Below are 25308 nucleotides of genomic sequence, written 5' to 3'. Positions count from 1 at the left end.
CGTTTGTCCTAAGACGTTAAGTCGACAGCTAAACAATAAACGACTCAACAACTAAACATTTTTAACTAGAGTTTTCTTTTCAAAATTACTTTTTGGTGCTTCACAAAGTGAACATTCGTAGCTTTCAGGAAGGTCTTTAAATGGCGTATTTGGTTTTATGTTTTGAGTAATGTCACCATAGGTTTCATTATAAATCGTTAAGCAATCCTTACACTGATAAACTTTGAGTTCTACTTTTTCCTTTGAAACTGATTTTAAGGTATCGTGATCTTTCTCCGTACCTAATTGTTCAAAATACAGCTTACTTAATTCCATTAACAATTTAGGCAATTCCTCTTTATCAACATCTTGCACGTGCATGACATAATCCCGCGTATTTGGATCGAAATTTTTGGCATAAAGCAAATTATAGGTTGCACGAATATTAAAATCTTCCAATTCTTTTGGAATGGCGTTTTTCTTAATGACTATCGACGTGAAATAATTTGATTTTTTTGAGTAATCGGTAATTCCGAATGTTAATCCGTAGGTGCTTATATCATTCTTATCAAAATTTGAAACCAGATATTTTTTTAATGTAATCGCTTCTTTATTATTTACTGGTAGATGCCAATTTAGTTCTAGCATGGAATGGCGCACATTAATACCATAGCGTCCCAAAAACTTTTCCCATTGAAGCTTGGCGTTAATGGGGATGCCTTTCACAATAAATGATTTCCAAGGTGTGATGGATATTTTACCTATTTTACATTCATCACAAAGTTCGCACATGGCTTTTAAGAATGAAATATCATATTTATTGTTTCTCCAATAGAGTCCCAACCAATATTTATCCATCCCAATTCTATTCATCCCTTCATAATAAGGAAACGGATAAAAAGGGACATCCAATGGTTTATCAACTGTGCGGTTATTGGTATCGATAGCGTCACTGACCAATTCAAAAACGGTTTCTATGTCTTCTGGTTCTTCCTGTAAAATATGCTCAATGGCAGTTTCTATTTTATCCAGATCCCAACTATAAATAAGTGCTGGGTACATCTCGGTTTTATCCCATTCTGGCAATCTCACATATAAATACCAATAATCTTCATGCTCTGAGGCTATAAAATTTAAATGACCCGTAAATAAAGGGACCAAACGTTGTTTCGGATCGGTTATATTGACTTTTAATTTTAGTTTGGACCGAAATTGTTCCAAAATATACAAATACCGATCACTAGTAAGCCATGCAGTACTCGGAAAAATATCTGAACACACATAAGACGATACTATGTTTTGAATTTGCTCATGGTCCTTACCAACAATTTGAAGTTTATCAAACACCCCCAATTGTTCCTTTTCAGTCTCTTTGGGAAGCAAAATATCTTGCCTAGAACCAAATGAAATCGTTTTTAATCCTAAACTTTCAACACATTCGCAAATGTATTTTAGTTCGCCCGGCGATAACACTCCTCCTTTAATTATTAATCTGTTTAACCGACCCATTATAAAAGTACTTTTGTGTTCGTTAATATCTCCCTGACTTCTGTTTTACAACTTCCGCAGCCCAAACCTGCTCCCGTTTTATTACAAAGCTCTGCAAAATTCGTACACCCTGATTCAATCGCTTCTCTAATGTTCCCTTCACCAACCTGGCTGCAAGAGCATACCAATTTCCCTAATATGGGCTTGGTATTAGAGGAACCTCTCAACAAGGTATCTCTTTTATCCGCCATTTCAATCTTGCTTTCAATCATGGTCTTGAATTCGGCAAATTCATTTTTATCGCCCATTAAAACCGCCCCAATCAGCAAATCGTCTTTAACAATGCATTTTTTATAATAACGTTTGGAAATATCCGTAAATATAATTTCTTGGTAACTATCATCATTTTCGGGTACTTCAATATCTCCAATACTACACAGATTAAGGTCGTTAAACTTTAGAATATTCATAAGGACTGAACCATTGTAAGAACTGCTGATGTCTCCTGCTATAAAATTAGCCAATATGCTAGCCTGCTCTTCTGCTGCCGATGTAATACCGAATAATTGATTGTTATATTCTGCTATTTCACCAATCGCAAAAATATCTGGATTTGAGGATTGTAGATGCTGATTGACCCGAACACCGCGTCCACAAACAAGACCATTCTCTTTAGCCACTTCAATATTTGGTTGCGTTCCAATAGCATACACAATGGCGTGCGAGGTAATTAATTTACCACTTTTTAAGCTGATATTTAGTTGCTCTGTCTCCTCATCTTCAAACACCGTGCTCACTTCATTATCAAAATAAATTTGTATACCCCGCTCTTGAACATCTAAAGCCAATAATTTACTGGACACCTTATCCAATTGGCGTTCCATAAGCCTCGATGAACGCTGTATGATGGTTATTTGTATGTTTTTATGTTTCAGAGCAGCCGCTAACTCTAGTCCTAATAAACCACCACCAACAATGGTAACATGTTGACTTTCTGGAGGCAACCCTGTTTGTTCCAGATAGGCTTTAAATCGATCGGCATCACTTTTATTTCTCATGGTGAACCTGCCCGGTAAATCTATTTGAACATCTTTGGGTATAAAAGCGCGACTTCCTGTTGCCAAGATTAGTTTATCAAAATTGTGTACGTCACCATTGCTATCTACAACTTCTTTTTTTTCTTGATCTATTTTGGTTATGAATGTTTCTGGATACGCTTTTATATTGAGCTTACTCAACTCTACTTTTTTAATCTTTAAAAGTTGTTCCCAAGTCAGTTCTTCCGTAACATATTCCGGAAGCAACACCCTATTATAAAATAAATTAGGTTCTTTAGAAAACACCAAAATCTCATCCTTTTCGTTGTTCTCTCTATAATTTTGAATAAACCTAAAAGCGGCAGCGCCTGCACCAACCACAATTATTTTTTCTACAGGTTTTTTGTATTTAGAAACCGAAACGGTTGTAAATTTAAAATCTGGTTCTTTTGAAAACGGATCTACAACGGTATTGGTTAAATTATTCACCCGATTTAGGTCGTTCTCCAATTGTTTGCCCCAATGCATCGGTAAAAACACAACGCCTTTTCTTATGGAATCCGTTACTTTTGACCGTACCCTAACAACGCCATTTTTACTTTTTATTTCGGTAATATCTCCATCCTTAATCTTATTTACAAAAGCATCTACAGGGTTGATTTCTAAAACAGGTATGGGATAATGCGTCTTTAACCTCGACACTTTGCCTGTTTTGGTCATGGTATGCCACTGGTCACGAATACGCCCATTTGTTAATATCAATGGGAATTCCTCATTTGGCATCACTGAGGTATTTACAATACTTTTTGGAATGTTAAAAATAGCTTTTTGGGAAGGTGTATAAAACTTTTTATCTTGAAAAAGTCTTGGTGTTCCTTGGTGCCTGTATTCTGGAACCGGCCATTGAAAAGTACCTTCATTTTTTAGTCGGTCATAATTCAAAAATGAAATATCCATATTGGTTCCTTTGGTCATGGAACAATACTCGTTATAAATTTCTTCAGCACTATTAAAATTAAATCCTCTGAAACCCATACGCTGCGCAAAATCGCAAAGTATTTCAACATCAGGTCGAGCCTCTCCCGGTGGCTCGATTTCTTTAGGCAAATAAGAAATTCGTCTTTCGGAATTTGTCATCGTACCTTCCTTTTCCAACCATCCCGCGGCTGGCAATACCAAATCGGCATAAGCTACTGTATCAGACTTATGGGATATTTCCTGAACCACCACAAATTTGGCATTCACCATGGCCTTTTCTATTTTATTGATATTTGGTAGGCTGACCAACGGATTGGTACACATAATCCAAACAGCTTTTAATGTCCCATTTTCAAGCGCATCAAACATTTCTGTGGCCGTTAAACCTGGTTTAGGAGAAATTTTATCAACGCCCCAAAACTGTGCGACTTCTCTACGATGTTCTTCATTAGCTAAATCTTTATGGACAGCCAATAAATTAGCCATACCTCCTACCTCGCGACCACCCATGGCGTTTGGTTGACCCGTTAGTGAAAATGGTCCAGAACCCGGTTTACCGACTTGTCCTGTAATAAGCGATAAATTTATAAGGGACACATTTTTATCAGTTCCTACGGCACTTTGGTTAAGTCCCATCGCCCACATACTGATAAAACCTTTTGAGAGCCCGATGATATCGGCCGCTTTTCTAATATCTTTTTCAGGAACACCACATAAATTTGCCGCATCCTTTACGGACGTTGAAAAGATTAAATCCTTATATGCTTTAAAACCTTCCGTATGGTTTTTTATAAAATCTTCATCAATCAAACCACGTTCGAACAAACGTCTTCCAATAGCATTATAAAGAATCACATCGGTTCCCGGAATGAGTTGTAAGTGCAAATCGGCAAAACTTGCAGAATCCGTTTTACGTGGGTCTATGACAATAATTTGTACATGTGGATTTTTCTCTTTGTGCTTTTCAATCCTTCTGAAAATGATGGGATGACACCAAGCTGGGTTAGCTCCCGTGATGAGGAAACAATCAGCTAATTCTATGTCCGCATAAGAAACGGGCACAATATCCTCTCCAAACGCTTTTTTATAGCCCACTACGGCTGAACTCATACACAGTCTAGAATTGGTATCTATATTATTGGTTCCTAAAAATCCTTTGGTAAGCTTATTGGCAATATAATATTCCTCGGTTAAACTTTGTCCAGACACATAGAAAGCAACACTATCTGGACCATGTCTTTTTATGATGGATTTAAAAACACTACTCGCTCTATCCAATGCATCATCCCAACTAACGCGTTCACGTGGATGCGATCTGCTCCATCTCATTTCTGGATATAAAATCCTATCAGAAGTATCATTTACAACATAGTGCAGGTTCATCCCTTTAGAACAAAGCATCCCTTGACTGACTGGATGATTGGGGTCAGCTTCAACCAAAACCTTATTATCTGTATCTTTTTTTATGATAATACCACAGCCTACACCACAATATGAACACGTTGTTTTAGCTTCATTTTTTATCATTACAACTCTGGATTTTACACTAATTAAGAGAATAAATTAACGCTAAACAAAAATAACCTACATTATTCTGAATACTTTAAAAACAATCAAAAAAACTTATAATTTGACGGTTATTAAGATTCATTTTTAACTTTTATTGGGATAAGGTTTTCCAAGGATATATTGCCACTTTCAGCAGACACTTCTTCATCTTTCCTAGAAAAACGAATTGATAATGCTGAAATTGCAATGACGACAACCAAACATCCAATTAACAAATAACCACTTGAAACTGCAGCTGATGAAGCTGACGATTGAGCTGCATTCACAGCATCTGCAACTAACCCCTCACTGGAAGCGATGGCTGCTTTTTCGGCAATAGCCGATTTATATTTAAGTAATAATGCCGCTAAAAAAGCACCAACATTACCGCCCGCCCCAACAATTCCAGAAACCGATCCTATAGCCTTTTTATTAATGAATGGCACTACTGAGAATGTGGCACCTTCTGCCATTTGAACTGATAAACTAAATAAAATTAAGAATAAAATTCCTGGCACAATACTTGTAATTCCGGAAAAAGCAACCAACATAATCCCTTGTACGGCCAATATAAATGATAAAAATATGACCCTGCCACGCAAGCCTTTTAGTTTACCAAATTTATCTCCAAAATAACCACCTAACGTTCTTGCAAAAATATTCATCAAGGCAAATGACAATACAATGTTTCCTGCCATAATACGATCCAATTGAAATGTATTTTGCAGATAATCATCCATAGTGCCATAAACAGTCAATTCAATTCCAAAACAAGCGGCATAAACCAAAAACAGAATCCAAATTCTATAATCTTTTATGACTTTCTTGAATCCTATTTGATCTTTTTTAGTAGGTATCATTGTCCCAGAAGCTCTTAATTCCTTAAAGTTTCCTTCAGGCGTATCTTGCGTAAAGAAGAAGTAAACAAGTCCCATTAAAAAACAAATAAGTCCTGCAAAAATCATGGAATATCGCCAAGCTTCTGCTTCAGCAACACCAAAACCAACAACCATCGCAGCTATTAAAGGCATTCCTAAGCGGTTAGCACCGCCACCTAAATTTCCCCATCCAGCCGAAGTAGCATTGGCAGTACCAACAATATTAGGCGCAAACATTAACGAGGTGTGTACTTGTGTAATGACAAAAGAAGCTCCAATAAAGCCTATAAAAAGCCTACAAACTAAAAACTGGAAAGGTGTTTGTGCCAAACCACATAAAATAACAGGAATGGCACCTAAAACCAAAAGCCACGTATAGCATAATCTAGGTCCGTATTTATCACATAATTTACCAACTAACAATCTGGCGAACACCGTACCTGCAACTCCCAAAATAACGGAATTCCATTTTTGATCTGGAGTTAATCCTAAATCCTTAACCACATCTGGCATAAATGGCACAATACCAAACCATGCAAAAAAGCACATGAAGAATGATATGGAGGTAATCCAGAATGTTTGGGTTGGAATACTTTTGAAATTAAAAAGTTCAAGTTTAGTTGCTTTAGCAGATTCAAAATTTTTCATGTCAAACTATTTTATACTTACAAAAATAAGTATAATTACTTAATTTTTGACATTAAAAATACGTATTTTTAAATAAATATTAGATTATCAATAAAAAAATACGTTTCTGAGAATATTACAATATAATGACAGCAATTATTGATTTTTTTGAATTATAATGAAGATTTAGAGCATTAAACTAAATAAGCTGAAATTGATTGGCTTTATGATTTAGTTCCATGATATTTTTCACATCCAATTTCTTCATCAAATTGAAACGATGTACTTCTGCCGTACGTCTGCTGATATTAAGTTCTTCAGCAATATCCTTATTGTTTTTAAGTTGAAGTACCAGATTTAAAATTTGCTTTTCTCGTTTAGTAAGATTAAAAGGATCTTCAACAACTTCTTTTTTTGGTGTGTTTTTGACAACACCATTAACAAAATTATTCATGATGATTGAAGATACATCCCCAGTGAAATATTTACCCCCGGCAGCAACAGTATGCAATGCTTTTAAAAACTCATCTTTACTAGCGCCTTTAAGTAAATACCCATCTGCTCCTGCCTGTATTGCTTGAATAACATATTCTTCGGAGTCATGCATGGAAAGCACAAGTGTTCTAATATCTTTATATTTATTATTGCTATTAATGATTCTGACCACCTCAATACCATTAAGTTCCGGCATTCTTATATCTACAATCAGTATGTGTGGTTTGTTTTTAATAATGACTTCAATGGCTTCTTTTCCATTGGAAGCTTCATCAATTACTTTAATGCCTTGTTGGTCTTCTAAAAGTGCTTTTATGCCATCTCGAACAAGTACATGGTCATCTGCTAAAACAACATTAATAATATCCATTTTTTTACTTTTTATAAAAATAATTATAGCAAATTTAGTAAAATTTTACGTAGTGATACTTAATTCTTGTAAAGGTATGTTTAGTGTGACACGCGTGCCTTTATTCAACTCGGAATTAAGAAATAAACGTCCGTTAATATACTTAATACGCTCTTTCATAAATGTCATCCCCATACCGCCATCACCATTCTTAACATTCTTAACTTTATTGGGATCAAAACCCTTTCCATTATCATCAATCACAATACTTAGTATCTCATCACTATTGGAAATGGATACTAATATATGAGTAGAATCGGCATATTTTATGGCATTGTTAATAGCTTCCTGTGTGATTCTATAGATGTTTATTTCTGCAAGGGAATCCAGTCTTTGGCTAAAATCGGTCTTATTATATAGTACAATATTTTTTCCTGTTAATTTGGTCAACTCCGTTGTAAGTTTAGTAAGTGCAGGAACAATACCATGGTCGGCCAATTCAGGAGGTGTTAAATTAAACGTAGCTGTTCTAACCCCTTTGATGATGTTAGATGTCAGTTCCTTTAAATGTTCAATTTTTTTGGCCGTTTTGTTAATATCCGATATATCGATGCTTTCTAAATTAAACTTTAAACCCGTTAACATTTGTCCAATTCCATCATGAACATCTTTTGCAATGCGGTTTTGCTCTTTTTCTTGATTCTCGATAATCTTACTGGAAATAACTTTTTGCTGGTTCATACGTTCTTCAAAACTTTCTTTTGTTAAACGTTCAATCTCCATTTGGCCTTCTTTACGTTTTGTTATTTCGGAAGCAATGATTAATAATTCCGTTTTATCATCTGTCGGACTAAAAGGAATGATTGCCATTTCCAACCAAACAGGCTGATTATCTTTGGTAGTGGCCTTAACCTCTCCTTGCCATCCCGTTTTTTTATGGCTTTTAATCAAACCTTCAATGGCCATGCGCTCACTTTCTACAATGGATAAAACATCATAAAAATTCGTGTTGGCATTAAAATTATTGAATTTGAATAACCTTGAAAATTTATTTCCCATGTGTACAATAACACCATTTGATGTAATGCGGGCAAATAATAAGGTATCATCCATGGCCTGACTTAATGCCCTTAACTCTTTAATGGATTTTTCTTTGGCGACACTAAGCAAATCGGCATCATAAGCCATTTTTTTAGCTTTCTTTTCGGCTTCAATCAATTCGGCAAGACTTTGCTTTACCGTTTTTGCAGTTGGCCAAAAAATAAACAAAAACTCGGCTAATAAGAGCCCTAAAGTAACGAACATAATGAACATCTCCAGTTTTCGTAGCCACGTTACCTTTCCATCAGCTTCAAAATCATATTGATTTACAATGTCATCCATGATGGTTAAAAAACCGCTTTCCGTTTGTTTAACAGTATTAATTTCTTGCGCCAGCATATCTATAGGAAACGGTGGTATATTCTCGGTTTTTTCAATTATGGATTTAGCGGCATCTCTAATAGTATTGAACTTCGGATTTAATTCACTAAACATTTTTGAAATAGCAACACTATTATTTCCTGGCAAACCCAAACTATCATTCCCAATTTGAAGCCCATTATGTGAAAGCTCCCAAAGCGCAAGCGTTTCTTTAAGTTCGTCTTTTAATGCAATTCTCTTTTCTAAGTCGGTTTCTGTTGACATAGAAACAATTTCCTTTGTTAATTTCTGACTTAGCATACGTTGCCTACCAGCCACATTTATAATGGACGAATCACTTTCTTGATCGTGAAGATGTTTTCTTATAAGAATCTGACTAATAACTACCGATAGCGCTATGGTACTTAACGCAATAATGTATAAACGGCTTAATCGTTCAAAAGTACGTTGGTCTAAGGAGGAAATACCTTTTTTAGTCATTTAATATTGTGTTTATGCTATTGCTTGCTTTATTAATGACATGCTTTTTTCCGAAAAACTAATTTTTAATGCGGCATCATGACCTTTTTCGGACATCTTCACCCATGTTTTTTGAAGGATATCAATCACTTTGTCATCGTTATGTTTCTCTGCAAATTCTTCAAAATAATATTCTAAAAATACCAGACAAATCACATCTTCCAAAGTTTGGCTCCCATCATCTTTTTTAATGAGCTTTTTGTGGATTAAAAAGGAAACCCTATCGATAAATTCAGCATCATATCCTACTTCTTTTAAAATATCCGCTGCCAAATCAGCGTGCATTTTTTTTAATGTTTCCCGCCATTTTAAATAACCCACTCTATCCATAGGATATTCATCCCTTGCAATTTTCCATCTACAAATGTGTTGTGCACGTGCTGCAATTTGCAATTCTTCCGAAGCATGAGGTTCAAACTGCAATAATTTTTGGGACATGCGTTGGGAATATAATAATTCCTTGGAAATCTCTAAACCATGTACTTGATAGGTATTTATATCTTCTGAATTTTTGTTATCTATTAAAATAATGGCACTCTCAAATCGTGTTGGCTTCATAATGTTTTGTATTAATCTATAAAGCCAATATACACATTTTCATCTTCAATTTTAACAGGATATACCGCAATTTTTAAGTCGTCACCACCAAGATTGGAGCCATCCTCCAACGAAAAATTCTTTTTATGCATGGGACAAGCTACTTTAGGAATCCCTTCCTTATCGCCAATCATTCCAAAAGCCAAAACCATTTCCATTTTATGGGGACATAGATTTTGGCAAGCGTACCATTTAGATAATCTGGTGAAATTATAAACCGCTATTTGTTTGGTTTTATATTTTATACAAGCGCCGCTATTTTCTGGGAAATCTGAGACATGCCCAACATGAAACCACTCTTTGGCACTTCCTTCCGTCACTGTTTGGTACTGATTTAATATATCTTGCATTTTTGTTGATTTGTTTATTCGTTGATTTGTTTAATCATTTAACTGTGTAATTGTGTAATCGTTTAATTGTTTAATCGTGTAATCGCAAGTGCTAATTCAACAATTAAACGATTCAACTTTTAAACATCATTTACCAAGCTTTCGGCATTTTCATTTCCCGCATCGGCACAAATACCAAATTATCATCCGTATCATCCGAATTCACAAAATGTTTAAAGCGTTTTACCATATTTGGGTCTTCAATAGCTTGTTTCCATTCACACTCATACTTATTGACAAGGCTTTGCATTTCTCTGTCAAGCTCTTCTGCAATTCCTAAGGAATCCCCAATAACCACTTTCTTTAAATATTCAATACCGCCATCCAATTTTTCCAACCATGGTGCTGTTCTTACCAATGGCCCAGCCGTACGGATGTAGTACATTAAAAATCGGTCTAAATATTTAATAGCGGTGGCGTCATCCAAATGTTCCGCAAAAAGAATGGCATGCTTTGGTGTTGCTCCACCATTACCGCAGATATAAAGATTCCAACCACCATCTACCGCTATCAATCCAAAATCTTTTCCTCTAGCTTCTGCACATTCACGGATACAACCCGACACACCGCCTTTGAGTTTATGTGGCGAACGCAAACCTTTGTAACGATTCTCTATTTCTATGGCAAACGTGACACTTTCGTGCATGCCATAACGACACCATGTAGAACCGACACAACTTTTTACGGTTCTAAGTGATTTCCCATAAGCATGGCCGCTTTCAAATCCAGCATCAATCAATTCCTTCCAAATAAGTGGCAATTCATGTAATTGTGCACCAAATAAATCAATGCGTTGGCCTCCAGTAATCTTTGTATATAAATCATACTTTTTAGCCACCTGCCCAAGAACAATCAACTTGTCTGGCGTAATTTCTCCACCAGCAACACGAGGTACAACGGAATAGGTTCCGTTTCGTTGGATATTTGCTAAAAAGCGATCGTTTGTATCTTGAATGGTATGTTGTTTATTTGGTGTTTCCATCGTGATGGTCGCAAATATGGAAGCTAAAGCAGGTTTACAAACCTCGCAACCATGACCCTCTCCAAATAAATTAAGAGCCTCTTCATAATCAGCTACACGGTTGATTTTAACTAAATCATACAACTCTTGTCGGTTAAAACTAAAATGCTCACAAATAGTTTGTTTCACTTCCTTGCCCAACGATTTTAAGGTTTCGTTTACCAAATCGACCACCATGGGTTTACAACCGCCACAGCCTGTTGTCGCTTTGGTTTTGGCTACTACTTCTGATAAATTATTGCATCCATCTTCTGTGATTGAGCAACAAATAGCCCCTTTCGTAACACTTTCACAAGAACATACTTGAGCGGCATCGGGGATGTCGAGAACGCTTCCAAAAGAAGAACCGCCTTCACCTCTAGCGCCTATAATCAGTTCTTCAGCATCTTCTGGGATTGGTAAACCGTTCAAATATATTTGATGGAACATGTTATAATCGGAAGCATCTCCAATTAAAATACCACCCAATAATTTTTTACCATCGTGACTGATATTGATACGCTTATATAAATTTTTGGTTTTATTTTCATAAATGATGGAATACCCCTTTTCAATGGGCATGTAAGGTTCACCGTAACTGGCTACATCAACGCCAATCAACTTTAATTTGGTTGACATATCAATTTCACTCGGCATCACAATGTCTTTGTTTCCTATTATTTGATTGACAGCGACTTCTGCCATATCATAACCCGGAGCAACCAAGCCGTAAATCATATTATTCAACAAAGCCACTTCGCCAATCGCATAAATTTCAGGATCGGATGTTTGCATTTTGTTATTTACAAGAATACCGCCCCTGACTCCCATGGCTAAGGCACAGGTTTTTCCCAATTCATCGCGAGGCCTTATACCTGCTGAAATGACGAGCATTTCCACATCAATCTTATCATATTCGCCAAACTCCATGCCTGCAATACTATCATCACCCAAAATTTTGTTGGTGGCCTTTGATAAATGCACATGAATACCTAAGGATTCTATTTTTTCTTGAAGCACTTTACTGCCCCTTGTATCTAATTGCCTTGGCATTAATTTGGAAGCAAATTCCACAACATGGGGTTCAAATCCCATATCTTTAACGGCTTTTGCAGCTTCTAAACCTAGAAGTCCACCACCTAAAACAGCAGCTTTAATAGTTTCCTTTCTTTTGGTTTTAATTTTATCGGCGTACGCCAACATGCCTTCCAAATCCTCAATCGTTCTATATACAAAAACGCCCTTTTTTTCAACCCCAGGTATATTAGGCACAAAAGGTGCCGATCCAGTAGCTAAAACTAAGTAGTCATATTTATAATGTAAATCTTTGGTAGTAGTCACTTTTTTGGAAGCACGGTGGATATCCGTAACCAGTTCACCGGTAATCAATTCAATGCCATGCTCTTCATACCAAGAACGAGGTGCCATTTCTAATGCTTTGGCATCTCTCTTTTCAAAGAATTCACTTAGGTGAACCCTATCATACGCTGGTCTGGGCTCTTCTCCAAAAACAGTAATTTTAAATTGCTCTATATGGGATTTTGATACAAACTTTTCACAGAATTTATACCCTACCATACCATTACCGACAACTATAATTTTTTTCATGACTACGTATTTTAAAATACAAATATAAGTATTATTACTTAATTTTGTATACGTAGTTTTAAAAATTTACGTAAAAGTTTAATTATTGCTGATTTCTTAAACTGATACCACTTTAATTGATTTTTAAATAATTGAATAGATAATTATTTAATACGTAGTAATTATTAATAAATAATTATTTTTTCCCTTTAAACTTCCTTACTGTATCTTTTAAAACAAGAATGAAGCGAATAATAAGGTTTCTTTTCATCCTTCGAATCTCTCTTTGAAGCTTTGTTACTTCAGATTTTGCCAATTGTAATTGATGCAATAGATACGCACAACGCCTATCATTCACAGTTATATCATCCAGATTTAAATAGATGTCATGGAGTCGCCCTTTCATAATAGAGCCTACGGAGTGAAAGGATAATTTCTCTTCTACATAAAATTTGGCATTCATGGCTTTTTCAGTTCTCAATGTTACATTTTCATAAACTTCCCATAGATTTTCAATGGCATCTTGCATTATCGGATTTGCCCATAAGGTCTTTGAAGAAAAATTAATGTCTGGGTTTTCTATAAAACCGAGTTCATAATCGACTAAAAAACTATTGTTTTCATTCATGAATTCCGTATTTCCAGAATAATTGGTCGCCACCGTCGGTTTACCAAAGTACATAGCTTCAGCAAGCGTTAAACCAAATCCTTCAGAATGATGCATGGACACATAACAGTCACAATCGTTTATGAGATGATTGACGCTATTTTTATCCATATCTACATTCATTATTTTTATGTTTTTCTTGTCGGAAATGAATTGATTTAAAAGCCGTTCCTGTTTTTTGAACTTCTCGGCGCCGACAGTTTTAATAATTAATTCCACATCCTCATTTGCACCAAAAGCCTTTGAAAAGGCCTCCATTAAGAAAACTGGATTTTTCCTTTCTATGGAACTGTGATAATTAAATATAAATAGAAAACTAAATTTGTCCTTATCAAAAAAAACTTTGGTATTTTGATTTTGAATAGGTTTCAAATTTACTTCCACCGGATGGGGAACCGTAATGATTGGACCGTTATATATACTTTGAAATAGCTCTTTGCAATAGGTAGAAGCCGTCCATATCTCATTAAAAAGATTGACGGTTTTTTTTAGATGTGAAGGAATGTATTCAGATTCCCATATTAAAAAAAGAATATTGTATTTATCATTAAAAAAGTCGGTGTCAATAACACTAAAAAATCTATCAAGGTCATTTAATGATATTTGCACTAAATTCACATCATATTTGAAGTTATACTTATAATTTTTTTCATGCTTCACTTTTTCATAATTGATGATATTGAGCGGAATATCAAGTTTTTTTGCTGCCTTCATATTCAATCTTACAGCTTCACCTAAGCCAGACATAGCATTTGTATATCCAACTATATTAAGTCCGAAATTATGGGGATTCATTCTATTTTGGGGGATTTTAATTGACTTCCAACGATTGAAGTGATACTAATTTATTGTAGGTTCCGTTCATTCTCAATAGCTCTTCATGGGTGCCTTGTTCTACAATTACGCCCTTTTTCAATACAACAATAAGGTCTGCTTTTTGTATGGTTGAAAGTCGGTGCGCAATAACAATGGACGTACGGTTTTCCATCATATTTTCAAGGGCATCTTGAACTAATTTTTCAGATTCGGTGTCCAATGCCGATGTGGCTTCATCAAGAATCATGATGGGCGGATTTTTCATTACGGCCCTTGCTATGGCAATACGCTGTCTTTGTCCGCCAGAAAGTAAGCTTCCGCCATCGCCAACATTGTTTTGATACTTATTGGGGAATTCCGAAATAAAGTTGTGTGCATTGGCTATTTTGGCGGCATCCATGATTTTTTCTTCACTAGCATCTTCAATTCCTAAAGATATGTTGTTCGCTATGGTATCATTAAACAAAATGGAATCTTGGGCTACGATGCCCATTTGTTCTCGCAAGGATTTTGAAGTAACGTCCTTAATATCAATACCATCAAAAGTAATACTACCTTCGTTGACGTCGTAAAAACGCGTCACTAAGTTAGCTAAAGTCGACTTCCCACTTCCAGATTCCCCTACCAAGGCTACGGTTTTCCCTTTGGGAACGGTCAGGTTAAAATGCTTCAACACATAATCATCCTTATATTTAAAAGACACATTATGAAACTTTATTTCTTTATGGAAACCTGTAATGATTTTAGCATTTGGCTTATCCTTTAACGGGTTTTCGGCATCTAAAATGAATGCAATCCGTTCATAAGCGGCATTCCCACCCAGCAATGCGTGATGTGCCTTGGTGATAGCCTTCGCTGGCGTTAAAATCTGATACGCCAAACCCATATACGCCATAAAAGCCCCGCCACTTAGCGACTGTTCCACAAGCACCAACATCCCCCCATAAACAAGCAACACCGAAATAACAAAAATTCCCAAAAACTCGCTTACCGGAGCCGATAAACTCATTTTTTTTCCAACGGAATTATTGAGTGTATTGATGTTTTCGGTAAAATCATTGAACTTTTTGGAAAAATAGGATTCTGACGTAAAGTTTTTAATGATTTTTATGCCTCCTAAAGTTTCCTCTATATTGGACAACAGACCGCCTTCCAAAGCAAAAATATCCCCTGATTGGCTTTTAATACTTTTCCCTGCTTTTGAAATAAAATATCCTGAAATGGGAATAAAGAACAGTACAAAAACGGTTAATTTCCAGCTTATGGCAAACATCCCTATGAGCGTAAAAAATATTGTTAAAGGCTCCCTGACCATCATTAAAATACTCATAAAAGATACTTTTATGGTATTAATATCGGAAGTCATCCTAGCAATTAGGTCACCCTTACGTTCATTAGAAAAGAACCCTACGTTTAACGTGATTACTTTATTATAAACGTCTTGCCTAAGGTCTTTTAAGATGCCATTATTCAAATATGTCATATATAAAACAGACAGATAATTAAATAGGTTTTTTAACAAAAACGTACTCAATACCAAACCCACTATGGTTATCAACGTCATCAAGGGACCCTTAGAATCCCGGGTTGTGGTAATAAAATAATTAAGGTAGTTTTCTATATAGTTTAAATCAATATCCCTAATCCCATTAAAATCAGGTTTCACCCTTAATTTTTCGCCTTCATCAAAAAGCACTTTGACCATGGGCAATAAAGACAGCATGGATATGGAAGAGAAAAGGGCATATAGGATATTAAAAACAATGCTTAGAATTTGGATTTTTTTGTAGGGTATAAGGTATTTAAGGAATCTTTTAAAATTCTTCATTGATGTGAAATCTTCAATTTATTAAGGGAATTACTAACTATGAGGTGCGGGTTTATAAAATGCTTTTATAAATTTCAATATACTGCTTGGCGGCATTCTCCCATGTAAATTGTTGTGAACGTTGTATGTATTCGGCCGTAAACATGTCTTTATTGTTTTCAAACATGGTCATGCCTTCTACAAAAACACTTGCCATGTATTCCGCTTCAAAATTTTCCCAATAGAAAGATTTTTCCCCTCCTATTTCAGGTAGCGATGTATTGATGGATAAAAACACGGGCTTACCAAAAGTCATGGCTTCCAAAACGGGCAAACCAAAACCTTCCCTTAAGGAAGGAAACGCAAACGCAAGACAATTTTTATAATAGAATATTTTTTCTGATTCCGTGATATTGCCAAGCAAAAAGACTCTTTTCTCTAACTTGTATTTTTGAATCATGCGTTTCAAAATTTCGGCATATCCAGTCTTCATTTCTCCGGCTATCACCAAATCTATATCCGTTAAAAACAGCAACATTTCAATGAGTGTGTGGAAGTTTTTCTTCTCCACCAATTTCCCAATTGAAAATATAAAAGGCTTGTTTGGAATAAAATTGGTAAATGTATCTGTCGATATGGTGGAATGATTATTAAACGTGTTTCCGTTATAAATCACGTATTCTGGAATATCTGGAACTTTAAAATAATTGTGCGTACTTTTCTTGGCAAACTCTGAAATATACACCACGGCACGACTCCTTTCTAATTTGCTTTTAAATTGATTGATTCTAAAATTCAATTTTTTGCCTTGTTCTTCATTCAAAAAATTGACATCATGCACTGTTAATAAATAAGGAATCTTATTCGAAAAGGGTTCAATTTTAGTGTTTTGATTTACAGAATGCCACAAGTTGAATTTTTCCTTGATTCTAAAAAGTGGGTACCTTGTAATGGGCCAATATTTATTATACGATAGTCTTTTGCCCAATTCTTTTTTTGCTACGTCGCTATTACAATTAATAACGACTTCATGTTCGTTTAGAAATTCATTTTCACCGCTTAACGCTTTAGCCAAATTAAAATTGAATTGTCCAAAACCGGTATATAAATTTCTAATGTTGTGTGTTTCTAAAAAAATACTTCTCATAGCAAGCTTTTTATGTTTTTATTTTTTCTTTTTCATTAATATTTAGTTAAAGCCTATTTCAACTAAACATCATAATCTAGATGTGAAAAACATAAATTGGTTGCTTCAATTAGTGCTTTAAAATAATTAAAGTAATATTAAAAGAAGAAAAATAAAATATGGATATAAGAAACCACTAATTGGCTGTATTGGCAATTACCCTAACAACCACACTTTTTGAAGCAGGGGTTTTGGCGGTATGCGCAAAACTATCAATAGGAACCAATACATTGGTTTCAGGGAAATACGTCGCACAGCAGTTTTTAGGAATGTCATAACCAACTACTTTAAAATTTTTTGCTTGTCTGATATCGCCATTAAATTCCGATTGCAAATGAACTACTTGCTGATCTTTTAGATTTCTGGATGCCATATCATCCCGATTCATAAAAATGATGCGACGTTCATTAAAAATACCTCGGTAGCGATCATTCAATCCGTAAATAGTAGTATTGAACTGATCGTGACTGCGAATGGTCATCATAATCAATTCATCATCTTTTAATGTCCATTCGGGAAGTTTATTGATGCTAAAATTAGCTTTCCCAGTATTTGTTTTAAATTGACGCTCTCTTGCTCCATTTGGCAAATAGAATCCGGAAGGTTGTTTTAGTCGGTTATTATAATCTTCAAATCCTTCAATAACCTCTTGAATATCATCACGCACCAAATTATAATCGTCTTTGTAATTTAGCCACTTAATCTTAGTTCTACTTTTTAAAGTAGCATTAGCAATGCCACAAACAACGGCAACTTCGCTCATCAAATCGGATGAACACGGTTCTAAAATCCCTTTGGTAGAAGACACCACACCCATTGAATTTTCAACACTTTGTACTTGCACGCCTGTTTTTTGATAATCTTTTTCCGTACGTCCCAAACAGGGTAAAATCAGGGCTTCTTTGCCTGTCACCAAATGTGAACGGTTTAATTTGGTACTGACATGAACCGTTAAATCACATTTAGACATTCCAATTGCTGAATAGGTAGTATCTGGTACAGCCGAAATAAAATTACCTCCCATCCCAAAAAAGACTTTGACTTTGCCTTCGTTCATGGCTTTTACGGTATCAATAACCGAATAGCCGTGCTGTGATTTGGGCTTAAACCCATATTTACTTTCAATCTTATCCAAAAAAGCTTGGGGAGCGGCTTCCCAAATACCGACTGTTCTATCACCTTGCACGTTGGAATGGCCGCGTACCGGACACGTTCCAGCGCCTTCCTTGCCAATACTGCCTTTCAGTAATAGTAAATTAACTAATTCCCTGATATTATCCACGGCATTTTGGTGTTGGGTCAAACCCATCGCCCAACAGATAATGATTTTATTTTTTTTTAAAATTAATTCGAAAGCTTCATTAAAAACCGCTTCGGAAATTCCTGCCGCTTGTAAACATTCATCAAAATCATAGGTTTTTAAATCCAAAATAAAATCATCAAAACCATGTGTATATTCTTTGATAAAATCCAAATCAAATACTTCGCCTATGTCTTCTTCTTTTTCCAGCAATTTAATCAACAAAGCTTTAAAAAAAGCCACATCGCCGTTGATGGTAATCGGCACAAAAACATCGGTCAACTTCGTGCCTCCCTTCAATAATCCAAGAAAACTTTGGGGATTGGTAAAACTTATCAAACCTGCTTCTGGTAAAGGATTGACCGTTATTATTTTACCACCATTGTTTTTACATTTTTCCAAAGCAGACAACATTCTTGGGTGATTCGTTCCCGGATTTTGTCCAACAACCATGACTAATTCCGCTTTATATAAATCATCTAAAGTGACCGAACCCTTGCCTATTCCTAAGGTTTCAGACAAAGCGCTACCACTGGCTTCATGACACATATTGGAGCAATCGGGTAAATTGGATGTTCCAAATTCACGCACAAATAATTGATATAAAAAAGCAGCTTCATTGGTGGTTCTTCCCGAGGTATAAAACACGGCTTCATCAGGATTTTCCAAAGCGTTTAAATGGGTCGCCACTTTATTAAAAGCGTCTTCCCAAGAAATAGGTTGGTAATGCGTAGCGCCTTCTGGTAAATACATAGGTTCTGAAAGCCTTCCTGATTTACCGATTTCAAAATCTGATAATTCTGCGAGTTCATCAACGGAATGGTTTGCAAAAAACTCCCGATTAATGAGTTTGTTTTGCATTTCTTCCGTCATCGCCTTAATGCCGTTTTCACAATATTCACCTATGGAAGAACGCTCATCATCGGGGTCAGGCCACGCACAACCTGGGCAGTCAAAACCACCTTTTTGGTTCATTTTAAGGGATGCTTTTATAGCATCCAATGGCTTGGTATATTTTAAAACATGGGTAACGGAAGACTTCAAAGCATCAAAACCTACACTATTTTGTGATGGTGCTTTAATCTTTATATCTGTAAAATTTTCTGGTGTTTGCGCTTTCTTTTCTGCGGAAGAACCCATAGTTATTGTTTGAAATTGGATGGATACAAATTAGTATAATCTAACTTGGTATCCAAATCTATGTTTTCTGTTGGTGGAGACATGGGTATAACTGCGGAATGGTATTTTTTCAATACTAATTTGGCACCAAAATCGTCATTCAATTGTGATAATTCTTCAAAATAGGATGCATCAAATAGTGCTGGTACACCTAGTTTATCATCGCCGTAAGACGTCGCGATAATCTGATTTCTATTAATTTGAAATTTGGAAATCATTAATTTTAAAAAATCACTCGTTATAAAAGGTTGGTCGGCTAAAATAACCAGGACACCATCAACGCTTGATCGTGACTTTTGAAGGTATTCAACAGCACAAGCTATCGATTTACCTAAGCCATTTTCCCAGTAAGTATTGTTTAATATGGGAATTTCTGAATTTTCAATATTCTTTTCAATCAATTCAAAGTGAGCCCCTAAAACGAGAATAATTTCTTTGGAATTAACCTCAACAGCCGTATTTATGGTATGATTAATTAAAGTAGTATCTCCCCATTTTAACAATTGCTTTGGTTCTCCCATACGTTTGGAAGCACCTGCAGCCAATATAACGATGACGATGTTTGATTGGGATTCCAACATTAAAATTAGTTAGAATGGATTTTTCCAGATTTTTTGCTAAGTGATATGGTATCTCTTTTTCTAGTGACCGCCAAGATTTCAGCCATGATGGAAATGGCAATTTCTTGTGGTGTTTCTGAACCGATATCGATTCCCGCAGGTCCGTGAATACATTCCAAAAAAGTATCTTCAACATCCGGACAATATTCTATGAATTGTGCCAATAAATCCTCGCGTCTTTTGGTCGGTCCCAAAACCCCAATATAATTCGGATTCGTATTTTTTAATGCGACCAAAAAGCGTAAATCGTTAGCAAAACTATGCGTCATTAACACGATGGACGTTTGATTATCAATTGAATTTACATCAATCTCTTCTGGTGAAATAGCATGAAAATCTGATGCTCCGGGAAAATTATCAATGGTTTTAGCCTCTTTAACTCCTGCAATGATAGTGACATCCCAACCCGTTAATGCCGCATATTTACAAAGTTGAACCGCATCATGTTCCGCACCAACAATAACCAATTTAGAACACGCTGGCAAGGTTTGTTTAAATACAGATAGATGTGTGCTTTGTGCTTTGGAAAGATTTCCCAAGCTGAATGTGGTGTCCTTCAATTTTACAAAGGATCCTAAACCCGATACACTACCTTCATGTTTAGTAAAATAAGAATGAATTTCGAATACGTATCTTTCTTTAATACATTCTGAAAAAGCGGTTTCAAAAGCTTCATTTGGTTGAAATGATTCCAATAAAATGTATAAAATACCTTCACATCCCAATCGGTACCTACCATCATAAGTCATTATTTTAGATTGACCCGTTTTAAAAACAGATTGCGATTGTAATAGAATTTCCTTTTCAACACAACCACCGCTAACGGCTCCAACCATGCTATTATTTTCAAGAATCAGCATCCTTACGCCTGGTCGGCGATAAGACGAACCATCCAATGCCACAACAGATGCTAAAACCGATTTTATTCTTTGTCGCTTAGCTTCTAGTCCTTGTTGAACGATATCCTTAAATTCGTGGGTCATAGTGTTGTTGAGTTGTTTAGATGTTTTTTGTTCAGTCGTTTGTTGTTAAGTTGACGAACAGCTTAACAACAAACGACTTCACTAATAATTAGGAAACAACTTCAGTAACTTGTTCCATGTATTTAAGGTAGGGTTGAATTCTATAACGTTGTCCCGTTGCCGCTTTAATGGCATTGGCAATGGCGGCACCTACAGGAGGTAACGACGGTTCCCCCAAACCAGTTGGATCTTCATTACTATCTACAAAATAGGTTTCAATCAAAGGGGTTTCCATCATTCTTATCAAGCGATAACTATCATAATTTAAAGATTGTGGTTTTCCTTTTAGGAATCGCATTTCACCATACATAGCATGCCCAATTCCATCAATAATACCACCTTCAATCTGGTTTTTCGCTCCGAGTGGATTCACAACAATACCACAATCTACCGCACAGTATACTTTTTTAACTACGGGTTTATTGTTTCTTAAAACAACTTCGGCAACCTCAGCCACATAAGAATTATGACTGTAATACACACTAAACCCTTGATATACGCCCTCTTTGGCTTTACCCCAATTTGCTTTTTCGGCAGCCAATTTAATAACACCAATCATACGTTCTGGCGACCATTCCAAATCAGCTTTATTTTTTTTAGCTTTTTCCAATAGCTCCAAGCGCAATTTTACAGGATCTTGGTTTAATTCTTCGGCAATTTCATCGATAAACGTTTGTTCTGCTGTTGCTAAAAAATTACAAACTGGTGCACGCCATGGTCCTGTTGTGATTTCACTCGGCAATTGTGCAGCTTCTACTTTATAATTATCTATACAGCCTGCTGGAAAATAACTGGCTCTGGATTTATTAATACTACTACCAACAGCGGTTTCTTTTAAATGATAGCCCACAAGCTTTGAGTTCTTTATCGCTGCACTTATTCTATACTTTACAATAGGCCTATAAAATCCGCCAGCCATATCATCTTCCCGAGTATAAACCAATTTTACAGGTTTTTTTGAGATATTGGATATTTCAGCAGCCTCAACCGCATAATCACCTATTAATCGTCTACCAAACCCACCTCCGATTCGGGTTAAGGATAAATGCACCTGCTCTATGTCCCTTTTCAACAATCCAGCCACTTGTCTTGCCGTGCCTTCTGGAGTTTGAATGGGTCCTGCTAATTCCACTTTAGCATCAGTAACATGCGCAAAAAAGTTCATGGGTTCCATACAGCTATGCGGCAAAAATGGTGCTTCATAAGTGTATTCAATCACCTTATCCGCACTATTTTTTGCTGCATTTATATTACCATCAGATCGTACTACCTTTAGTTTATCAGAATCAAACAAATTAGTGAGTTCCAAGTCATGTTCTTCAGTGCTCATCAGTTTTTCATCAGAGCTCCATTCTGCAATCAATGCCTTTTTCCCATTCATTGCAGCCCAGGTATTTGTTGCCAAAACAGCTACTTTGTCTCCAAACTGAAATACATCCGTAACACCATTTACTTTTCTTGCTTCCGTGTCATCAAAACTAACTAGTTTCTGACCAAAAGCTGGAGGTCTTAACGATACGGCATATACCATATCATCTACTTTATAATCCAACCCGAATAATGGTTTACCCGATATGATTTTATCGATATCCACATTCACGATATCTTTTCCTATAATTTTAAAATCTTTAGGATCTTTTAATTTGACATTATCTGGAACTTCCAATAGTGCTGCTTCTGAAACAACAGCGCCATAACTTAATTTTTCATTTCTAGAATTTTTTATAATGCCTGCTTCTGTATAACATTCTGAAGGATCAACGCCCCATTTAACGGCAGCAGCATTAATAAGCATTTGTCGCGCTGTAGCACCTGTTTGCCTTAATGGCATCCAAGAAGCACGTATGGATTGGCTGCCCCCTGCTACTTGCCTTTGGTAATTTTTTGTGTCTAAATCTGCTTGTTTAACTAAAACATGTTCCCAAGGCACATCCAATTCTTCAGCTATCAACATAGGCATGGATGTTTTAACGCCTTGACCAACTTCTGGATTTGGAGAATAAATGGTTACCATTCCATTTTCTGCGATTTTTATAAAAGCATTAAAGTCTTTGTAATTTAAGGTTTCAAGGTCTATCATTACCTTGCTATCGGGTTTACATGCTTCAAATAATGTAAATCCTATCATTAAACCACCAGTGGATAGACCAATGGTTTTTATAAATGACCTTCTATTAAACGATATCGAATTAGTTGTTTCCATGGTTATTTACTTAGTTGGTTTACATTTTAGCGGCTAAATTCACAGCTTCCTCAATGCGATTGTAGGCACTGCATCTGCAAATATTGCCATGCATGGCAGACCTTACTTCTTCTTTTGAAGGACTAGGGTTATTTTCTAAAAACGCTGAAGCCGTCATGATTTGTCCGGCCTGACAATAACCACATTGCGGAACATCAACCTCTTTCCATGCTTTTTGAACAGGATGGCTATTATCTTCGGAAAGTCCTTCGATAGTGGTGATTTTAGCATCTCCGACGGATGAAATGGGCATTAAACAACTTCTTGAAGCGACACCGTCAAGATGAATGGTGCAGGCTCCACATTGTCCGATTCCACATCCAAATTTGGTTCCCACCAAATCCAAAAGATCTCTTAAAACCCATAATAAAGGCATGTTTTCATCTGCCTCAACAGTATGGTTTTTCTTGTTGACATTTAAGTTATACGTTGGCATTGTGTTGGTTTTTAAAGTTTTTAAAATAAGAACGACCCTGAAAGAAACAGGTCATTCTCTCTAAAAATACAAAAAAGGAACCTGAATTTGAAGTTTTAACTTTTTTTTATGAAACAAATTCAAGCGCTCTGCGTTCGTTGTAATAGATGTTTTTTTTACCAATAAACCCCACATGCCCACCATACTGTGGCATTTCCAAATATAAATTCGGATTGTTCTTAGCTTCTTTTATGGGATAACATTCGGGGGATAAAAAAGAATCATTCAACGCATTAATAATCAAAGTTGGTATTTTAATATTGGGCAGGAATTGTCTGCAACTACATTTCGCATAATAGTCGGCCGCATTCATAAATCCGTGCGCTTTGGAAGTGTAAACTTCATCAAAATCCCTTAATGAAAGAATGGAGCAATAATCCTGAACTGATAAATCGTCTGGATAATTATTCATTTTGCTAAGCAGTTTTCTTTTTAAATGATTCAGAAAACGATTGGCAAATGGTCGGTTTTTTAATTTATGTAATTCCTTGCAAGAACCATTTAAATCGGCTGGCACCGAAATGGCGATTGCGGATTTTATTTCATTGGGAACAACTTCCCGTTCCCCTAAATATTTTAATATGAGATTGGCTCCCAAACTCACACCATATAAATAAATCTCAGTGTATTTATTAGACGCTAAAACATGTTCAATAATTTCTTCTAAATCTTCCGTAGAACCCGAGTGGTAGGTTCTGTATTTTAAATTGTCTTCACCACTACATCCTCTAAAATTCACACAAATAGCGTCCGCATTATTCTCGTTAAAAAGCTTGGCAACACCAGTCACATAAGGTCGCTGTCCATGACCTTCCAATCCGTGAAAACATAAGATAATTTTATCGGTTTTCTCTTTGGAATAACTCCAATCCAAATCCATAAAATCCCCATCGCTCAATAAAATGCGTTCTCGTTCTTGTTTTAAACCGGACACTTTCCTAAATAAACCAGAATATACCGTGGCAACAAATCCGTTTCTGAAAAAAAATAATGGTTTGTATGTGGAATCTATTACGGGCATGTTGGTTGATGGATGTTAGTTATTGGTTGATGGTTTGTGGTTGTTGGATATTAGGTCTTGATTCTTGGATCTATTGTCTT

At 35.9% G+C, this 25308-nt stretch carries 17 protein-coding genes; all 17 read right to left on the bottom strand.

The annotated features are described in order from the left end of the window. Positions 1 to 51: 51 nt before the first annotated feature. Positions 52 to 1488 carry a rubredoxin gene (locus tag CDH50_RS12985; RefSeq protein WP_100612712.1) on the bottom strand — a complete coding sequence of 479 codons (1437 nt, stop codon included), beginning with the start codon at positions 1486 to 1488 and terminating at the stop codon, positions 52 to 54. Next, complete coding sequence (locus tag CDH50_RS12980; protein ID WP_100612711.1) at positions 1488 to 5009, bottom strand: nitrate reductase; 3522 nt, start codon at positions 5007 to 5009, stop codon at positions 1488 to 1490. The genes CDH50_RS12985 and CDH50_RS12980 overlap by 1 nt, the downstream gene beginning before the upstream one ends. A gap of 113 nt (positions 5010 to 5122) precedes the next feature. Beyond that, positions 5123 to 6556 carry an MFS transporter gene (locus CDH50_RS12975; protein ID WP_100612710.1) on the bottom strand — a complete coding sequence of 478 codons (1434 nt, stop codon included), beginning with the start codon at positions 6554 to 6556 and terminating at the stop codon, positions 5123 to 5125. Positions 6557 to 6734: 178 nt separating this feature from the next. Continuing rightward, positions 6735 to 7400 carry a response regulator transcription factor gene (locus CDH50_RS12970; RefSeq protein WP_100612709.1) on the bottom strand — a complete coding sequence of 222 codons (666 nt, stop codon included), beginning with the start codon at positions 7398 to 7400 and terminating at the stop codon, positions 6735 to 6737. Between the two features lie 45 nt (positions 7401 to 7445). After that, a complete protein-coding gene (locus tag CDH50_RS12965) occupies positions 7446 to 9281 on the bottom strand; it encodes an ATP-binding protein (protein WP_100612708.1) in 1836 nt (611 codons plus the stop codon). 12 nt (positions 9282 to 9293) lie between these two features. Continuing rightward, on the bottom strand, positions 9294 to 9878 hold the full coding sequence (locus tag CDH50_RS12960) for a DUF4202 domain-containing protein (protein WP_100612707.1): 585 nt from the start codon (positions 9876 to 9878) through the stop codon (positions 9294 to 9296). An 11-nt stretch (positions 9879 to 9889) separates the two neighbouring features. Further along, positions 9890 to 10267, bottom strand: coding sequence for a nitrite reductase small subunit NirD (gene nirD / locus CDH50_RS12955; RefSeq protein ID WP_100612706.1), 378 nt, complete (start codon positions 10265 to 10267; stop codon positions 9890 to 9892). A 130-nt stretch (positions 10268 to 10397) separates the two neighbouring features. After that, positions 10398 to 12914: a nitrite reductase large subunit NirB gene (nirB, locus tag CDH50_RS12950; protein ID WP_100612705.1), complete on the bottom strand. Its 2517-nt coding sequence runs from the start codon at positions 12912 to 12914 to the stop codon at positions 10398 to 10400. 175 nt (positions 12915 to 13089) lie between these two features. Further along, positions 13090 to 14355 carry a glycosyltransferase family 4 protein gene (locus CDH50_RS12945; RefSeq protein WP_100612704.1) on the bottom strand — a complete coding sequence of 422 codons (1266 nt, stop codon included), beginning with the start codon at positions 14353 to 14355 and terminating at the stop codon, positions 13090 to 13092. A gap of 16 nt (positions 14356 to 14371) precedes the next feature. After that, positions 14372 to 16204, bottom strand: a complete 1833-nt coding sequence (locus tag CDH50_RS12940; RefSeq protein ID WP_100612703.1) for an ABC transporter ATP-binding protein — start codon at positions 16202 to 16204, stop codon at positions 14372 to 14374. A gap of 52 nt (positions 16205 to 16256) precedes the next feature. Further along, positions 16257 to 17330 (bottom strand): glycosyltransferase family 4 protein, encoded by a 1074-nt coding sequence (locus tag CDH50_RS12935; RefSeq protein ID WP_100612702.1) that lies wholly within the window; start codon positions 17328 to 17330, stop codon positions 16257 to 16259. A 175-nt stretch (positions 17331 to 17505) separates the two neighbouring features. Then, positions 17506 to 19809, bottom strand: a complete 2304-nt coding sequence (locus CDH50_RS12930) for an FdhF/YdeP family oxidoreductase (RefSeq protein WP_100612701.1) — start codon at positions 19807 to 19809, stop codon at positions 17506 to 17508. Positions 19810 to 19811: 2 nt separating this feature from the next. Beyond that, positions 19812 to 20429, bottom strand: a complete 618-nt coding sequence (locus tag CDH50_RS12925) for a nucleotidyltransferase family protein (RefSeq protein ID WP_100612700.1) — start codon at positions 20427 to 20429, stop codon at positions 19812 to 19814. 5 nt (positions 20430 to 20434) lie between these two features. After that, a complete protein-coding gene (locus CDH50_RS12920; protein WP_100612699.1) occupies positions 20435 to 21451 on the bottom strand; it encodes an XdhC family protein in 1017 nt (338 codons plus the stop codon). An 88-nt stretch (positions 21452 to 21539) separates the two neighbouring features. Then, on the bottom strand, positions 21540 to 23693 hold the full coding sequence (locus CDH50_RS12915; RefSeq protein WP_100612698.1) for a xanthine dehydrogenase family protein molybdopterin-binding subunit: 2154 nt from the start codon (positions 23691 to 23693) through the stop codon (positions 21540 to 21542). A gap of 19 nt (positions 23694 to 23712) precedes the next feature. Continuing rightward, positions 23713 to 24168 carry a (2Fe-2S)-binding protein gene (locus CDH50_RS12910; protein WP_100612697.1) on the bottom strand — a complete coding sequence of 152 codons (456 nt, stop codon included), beginning with the start codon at positions 24166 to 24168 and terminating at the stop codon, positions 23713 to 23715. 106 nt (positions 24169 to 24274) lie between these two features. After that, a complete protein-coding gene (locus CDH50_RS12905; protein WP_100612696.1) occupies positions 24275 to 25228 on the bottom strand; it encodes a YheT family hydrolase in 954 nt (317 codons plus the stop codon). Positions 25229 to 25308 lie beyond the last annotated feature (80 nt).

This window comes from Confluentibacter lentus, from assembly GCF_002806995.1.
Lineage (GTDB): Bacteria > Bacteroidota > Bacteroidia > Flavobacteriales > Flavobacteriaceae > Confluentibacter > Confluentibacter lentus.
Note: the sequence above shows the minus strand (reverse complement) of the source record. Positions and strands in the feature narration are given on the sequence as shown.

Excerpts from the sequence above, each read along its gene's own strand:
- CDH50_RS12985 (WP_100612712.1), bottom strand. The coding sequence starts at position 1,488 with ATGGGTCGGTTAAACAGATTAATAATTAAAGGAGGAGTGTTATCGCCG.
- CDH50_RS12980 (WP_100612711.1), bottom strand. The coding sequence starts at position 5,009 with ATGATAAAAAATGAAGCTAAAACAACGTGTTCATATTGTGGTGTAGGC.
- CDH50_RS12975 (WP_100612710.1), bottom strand. The coding sequence starts at position 6,556 with ATGAAAAATTTTGAATCTGCTAAAGCAACTAAACTTGAACTTTTTAAT.
- CDH50_RS12970 (WP_100612709.1), bottom strand. The coding sequence starts at position 7,400 with ATGGATATTATTAATGTTGTTTTAGCAGATGACCATGTACTTGTTCGA.
- CDH50_RS12965 (WP_100612708.1), bottom strand. The coding sequence starts at position 9,281 with ATGACTAAAAAAGGTATTTCCTCCTTAGACCAACGTACTTTTGAACGA.
- CDH50_RS12960 (WP_100612707.1), bottom strand. The coding sequence starts at position 9,878 with ATGAAGCCAACACGATTTGAGAGTGCCATTATTTTAATAGATAACAAA.
- nirD (WP_100612706.1), bottom strand. The coding sequence starts at position 10,267 with ATGCAAGATATATTAAATCAGTACCAAACAGTGACGGAAGGAAGTGCC.
- nirB (WP_100612705.1), bottom strand. The coding sequence starts at position 12,914 with ATGAAAAAAATTATAGTTGTCGGTAATGGTATGGTAGGGTATAAATTC.
- CDH50_RS12945 (WP_100612704.1), bottom strand. The coding sequence starts at position 14,355 with ATGAATCCCCATAATTTCGGACTTAATATAGTTGGATATACAAATGCT.
- CDH50_RS12940 (WP_100612703.1), bottom strand. The coding sequence starts at position 16,204 with ATGAAGAATTTTAAAAGATTCCTTAAATACCTTATACCCTACAAAAAA.
- CDH50_RS12935 (WP_100612702.1), bottom strand. The coding sequence starts at position 17,330 with ATGAGAAGTATTTTTTTAGAAACACACAACATTAGAAATTTATATACC.
- CDH50_RS12930 (WP_100612701.1), bottom strand. The coding sequence starts at position 19,809 with ATGGGTTCTTCCGCAGAAAAGAAAGCGCAAACACCAGAAAATTTTACA.
- CDH50_RS12925 (WP_100612700.1), bottom strand. The coding sequence starts at position 20,429 with ATGTTGGAATCCCAATCAAACATCGTCATCGTTATATTGGCTGCAGGT.
- CDH50_RS12920 (WP_100612699.1), bottom strand. The coding sequence starts at position 21,451 with ATGACCCACGAATTTAAGGATATCGTTCAACAAGGACTAGAAGCTAAG.
- CDH50_RS12915 (WP_100612698.1), bottom strand. The coding sequence starts at position 23,693 with ATGGAAACAACTAATTCGATATCGTTTAATAGAAGGTCATTTATAAAA.
- CDH50_RS12910 (WP_100612697.1), bottom strand. The coding sequence starts at position 24,168 with ATGCCAACGTATAACTTAAATGTCAACAAGAAAAACCATACTGTTGAG.
- CDH50_RS12905 (WP_100612696.1), bottom strand. The coding sequence starts at position 25,228 with ATGCCCGTAATAGATTCCACATACAAACCATTATTTTTTTTCAGAAAC.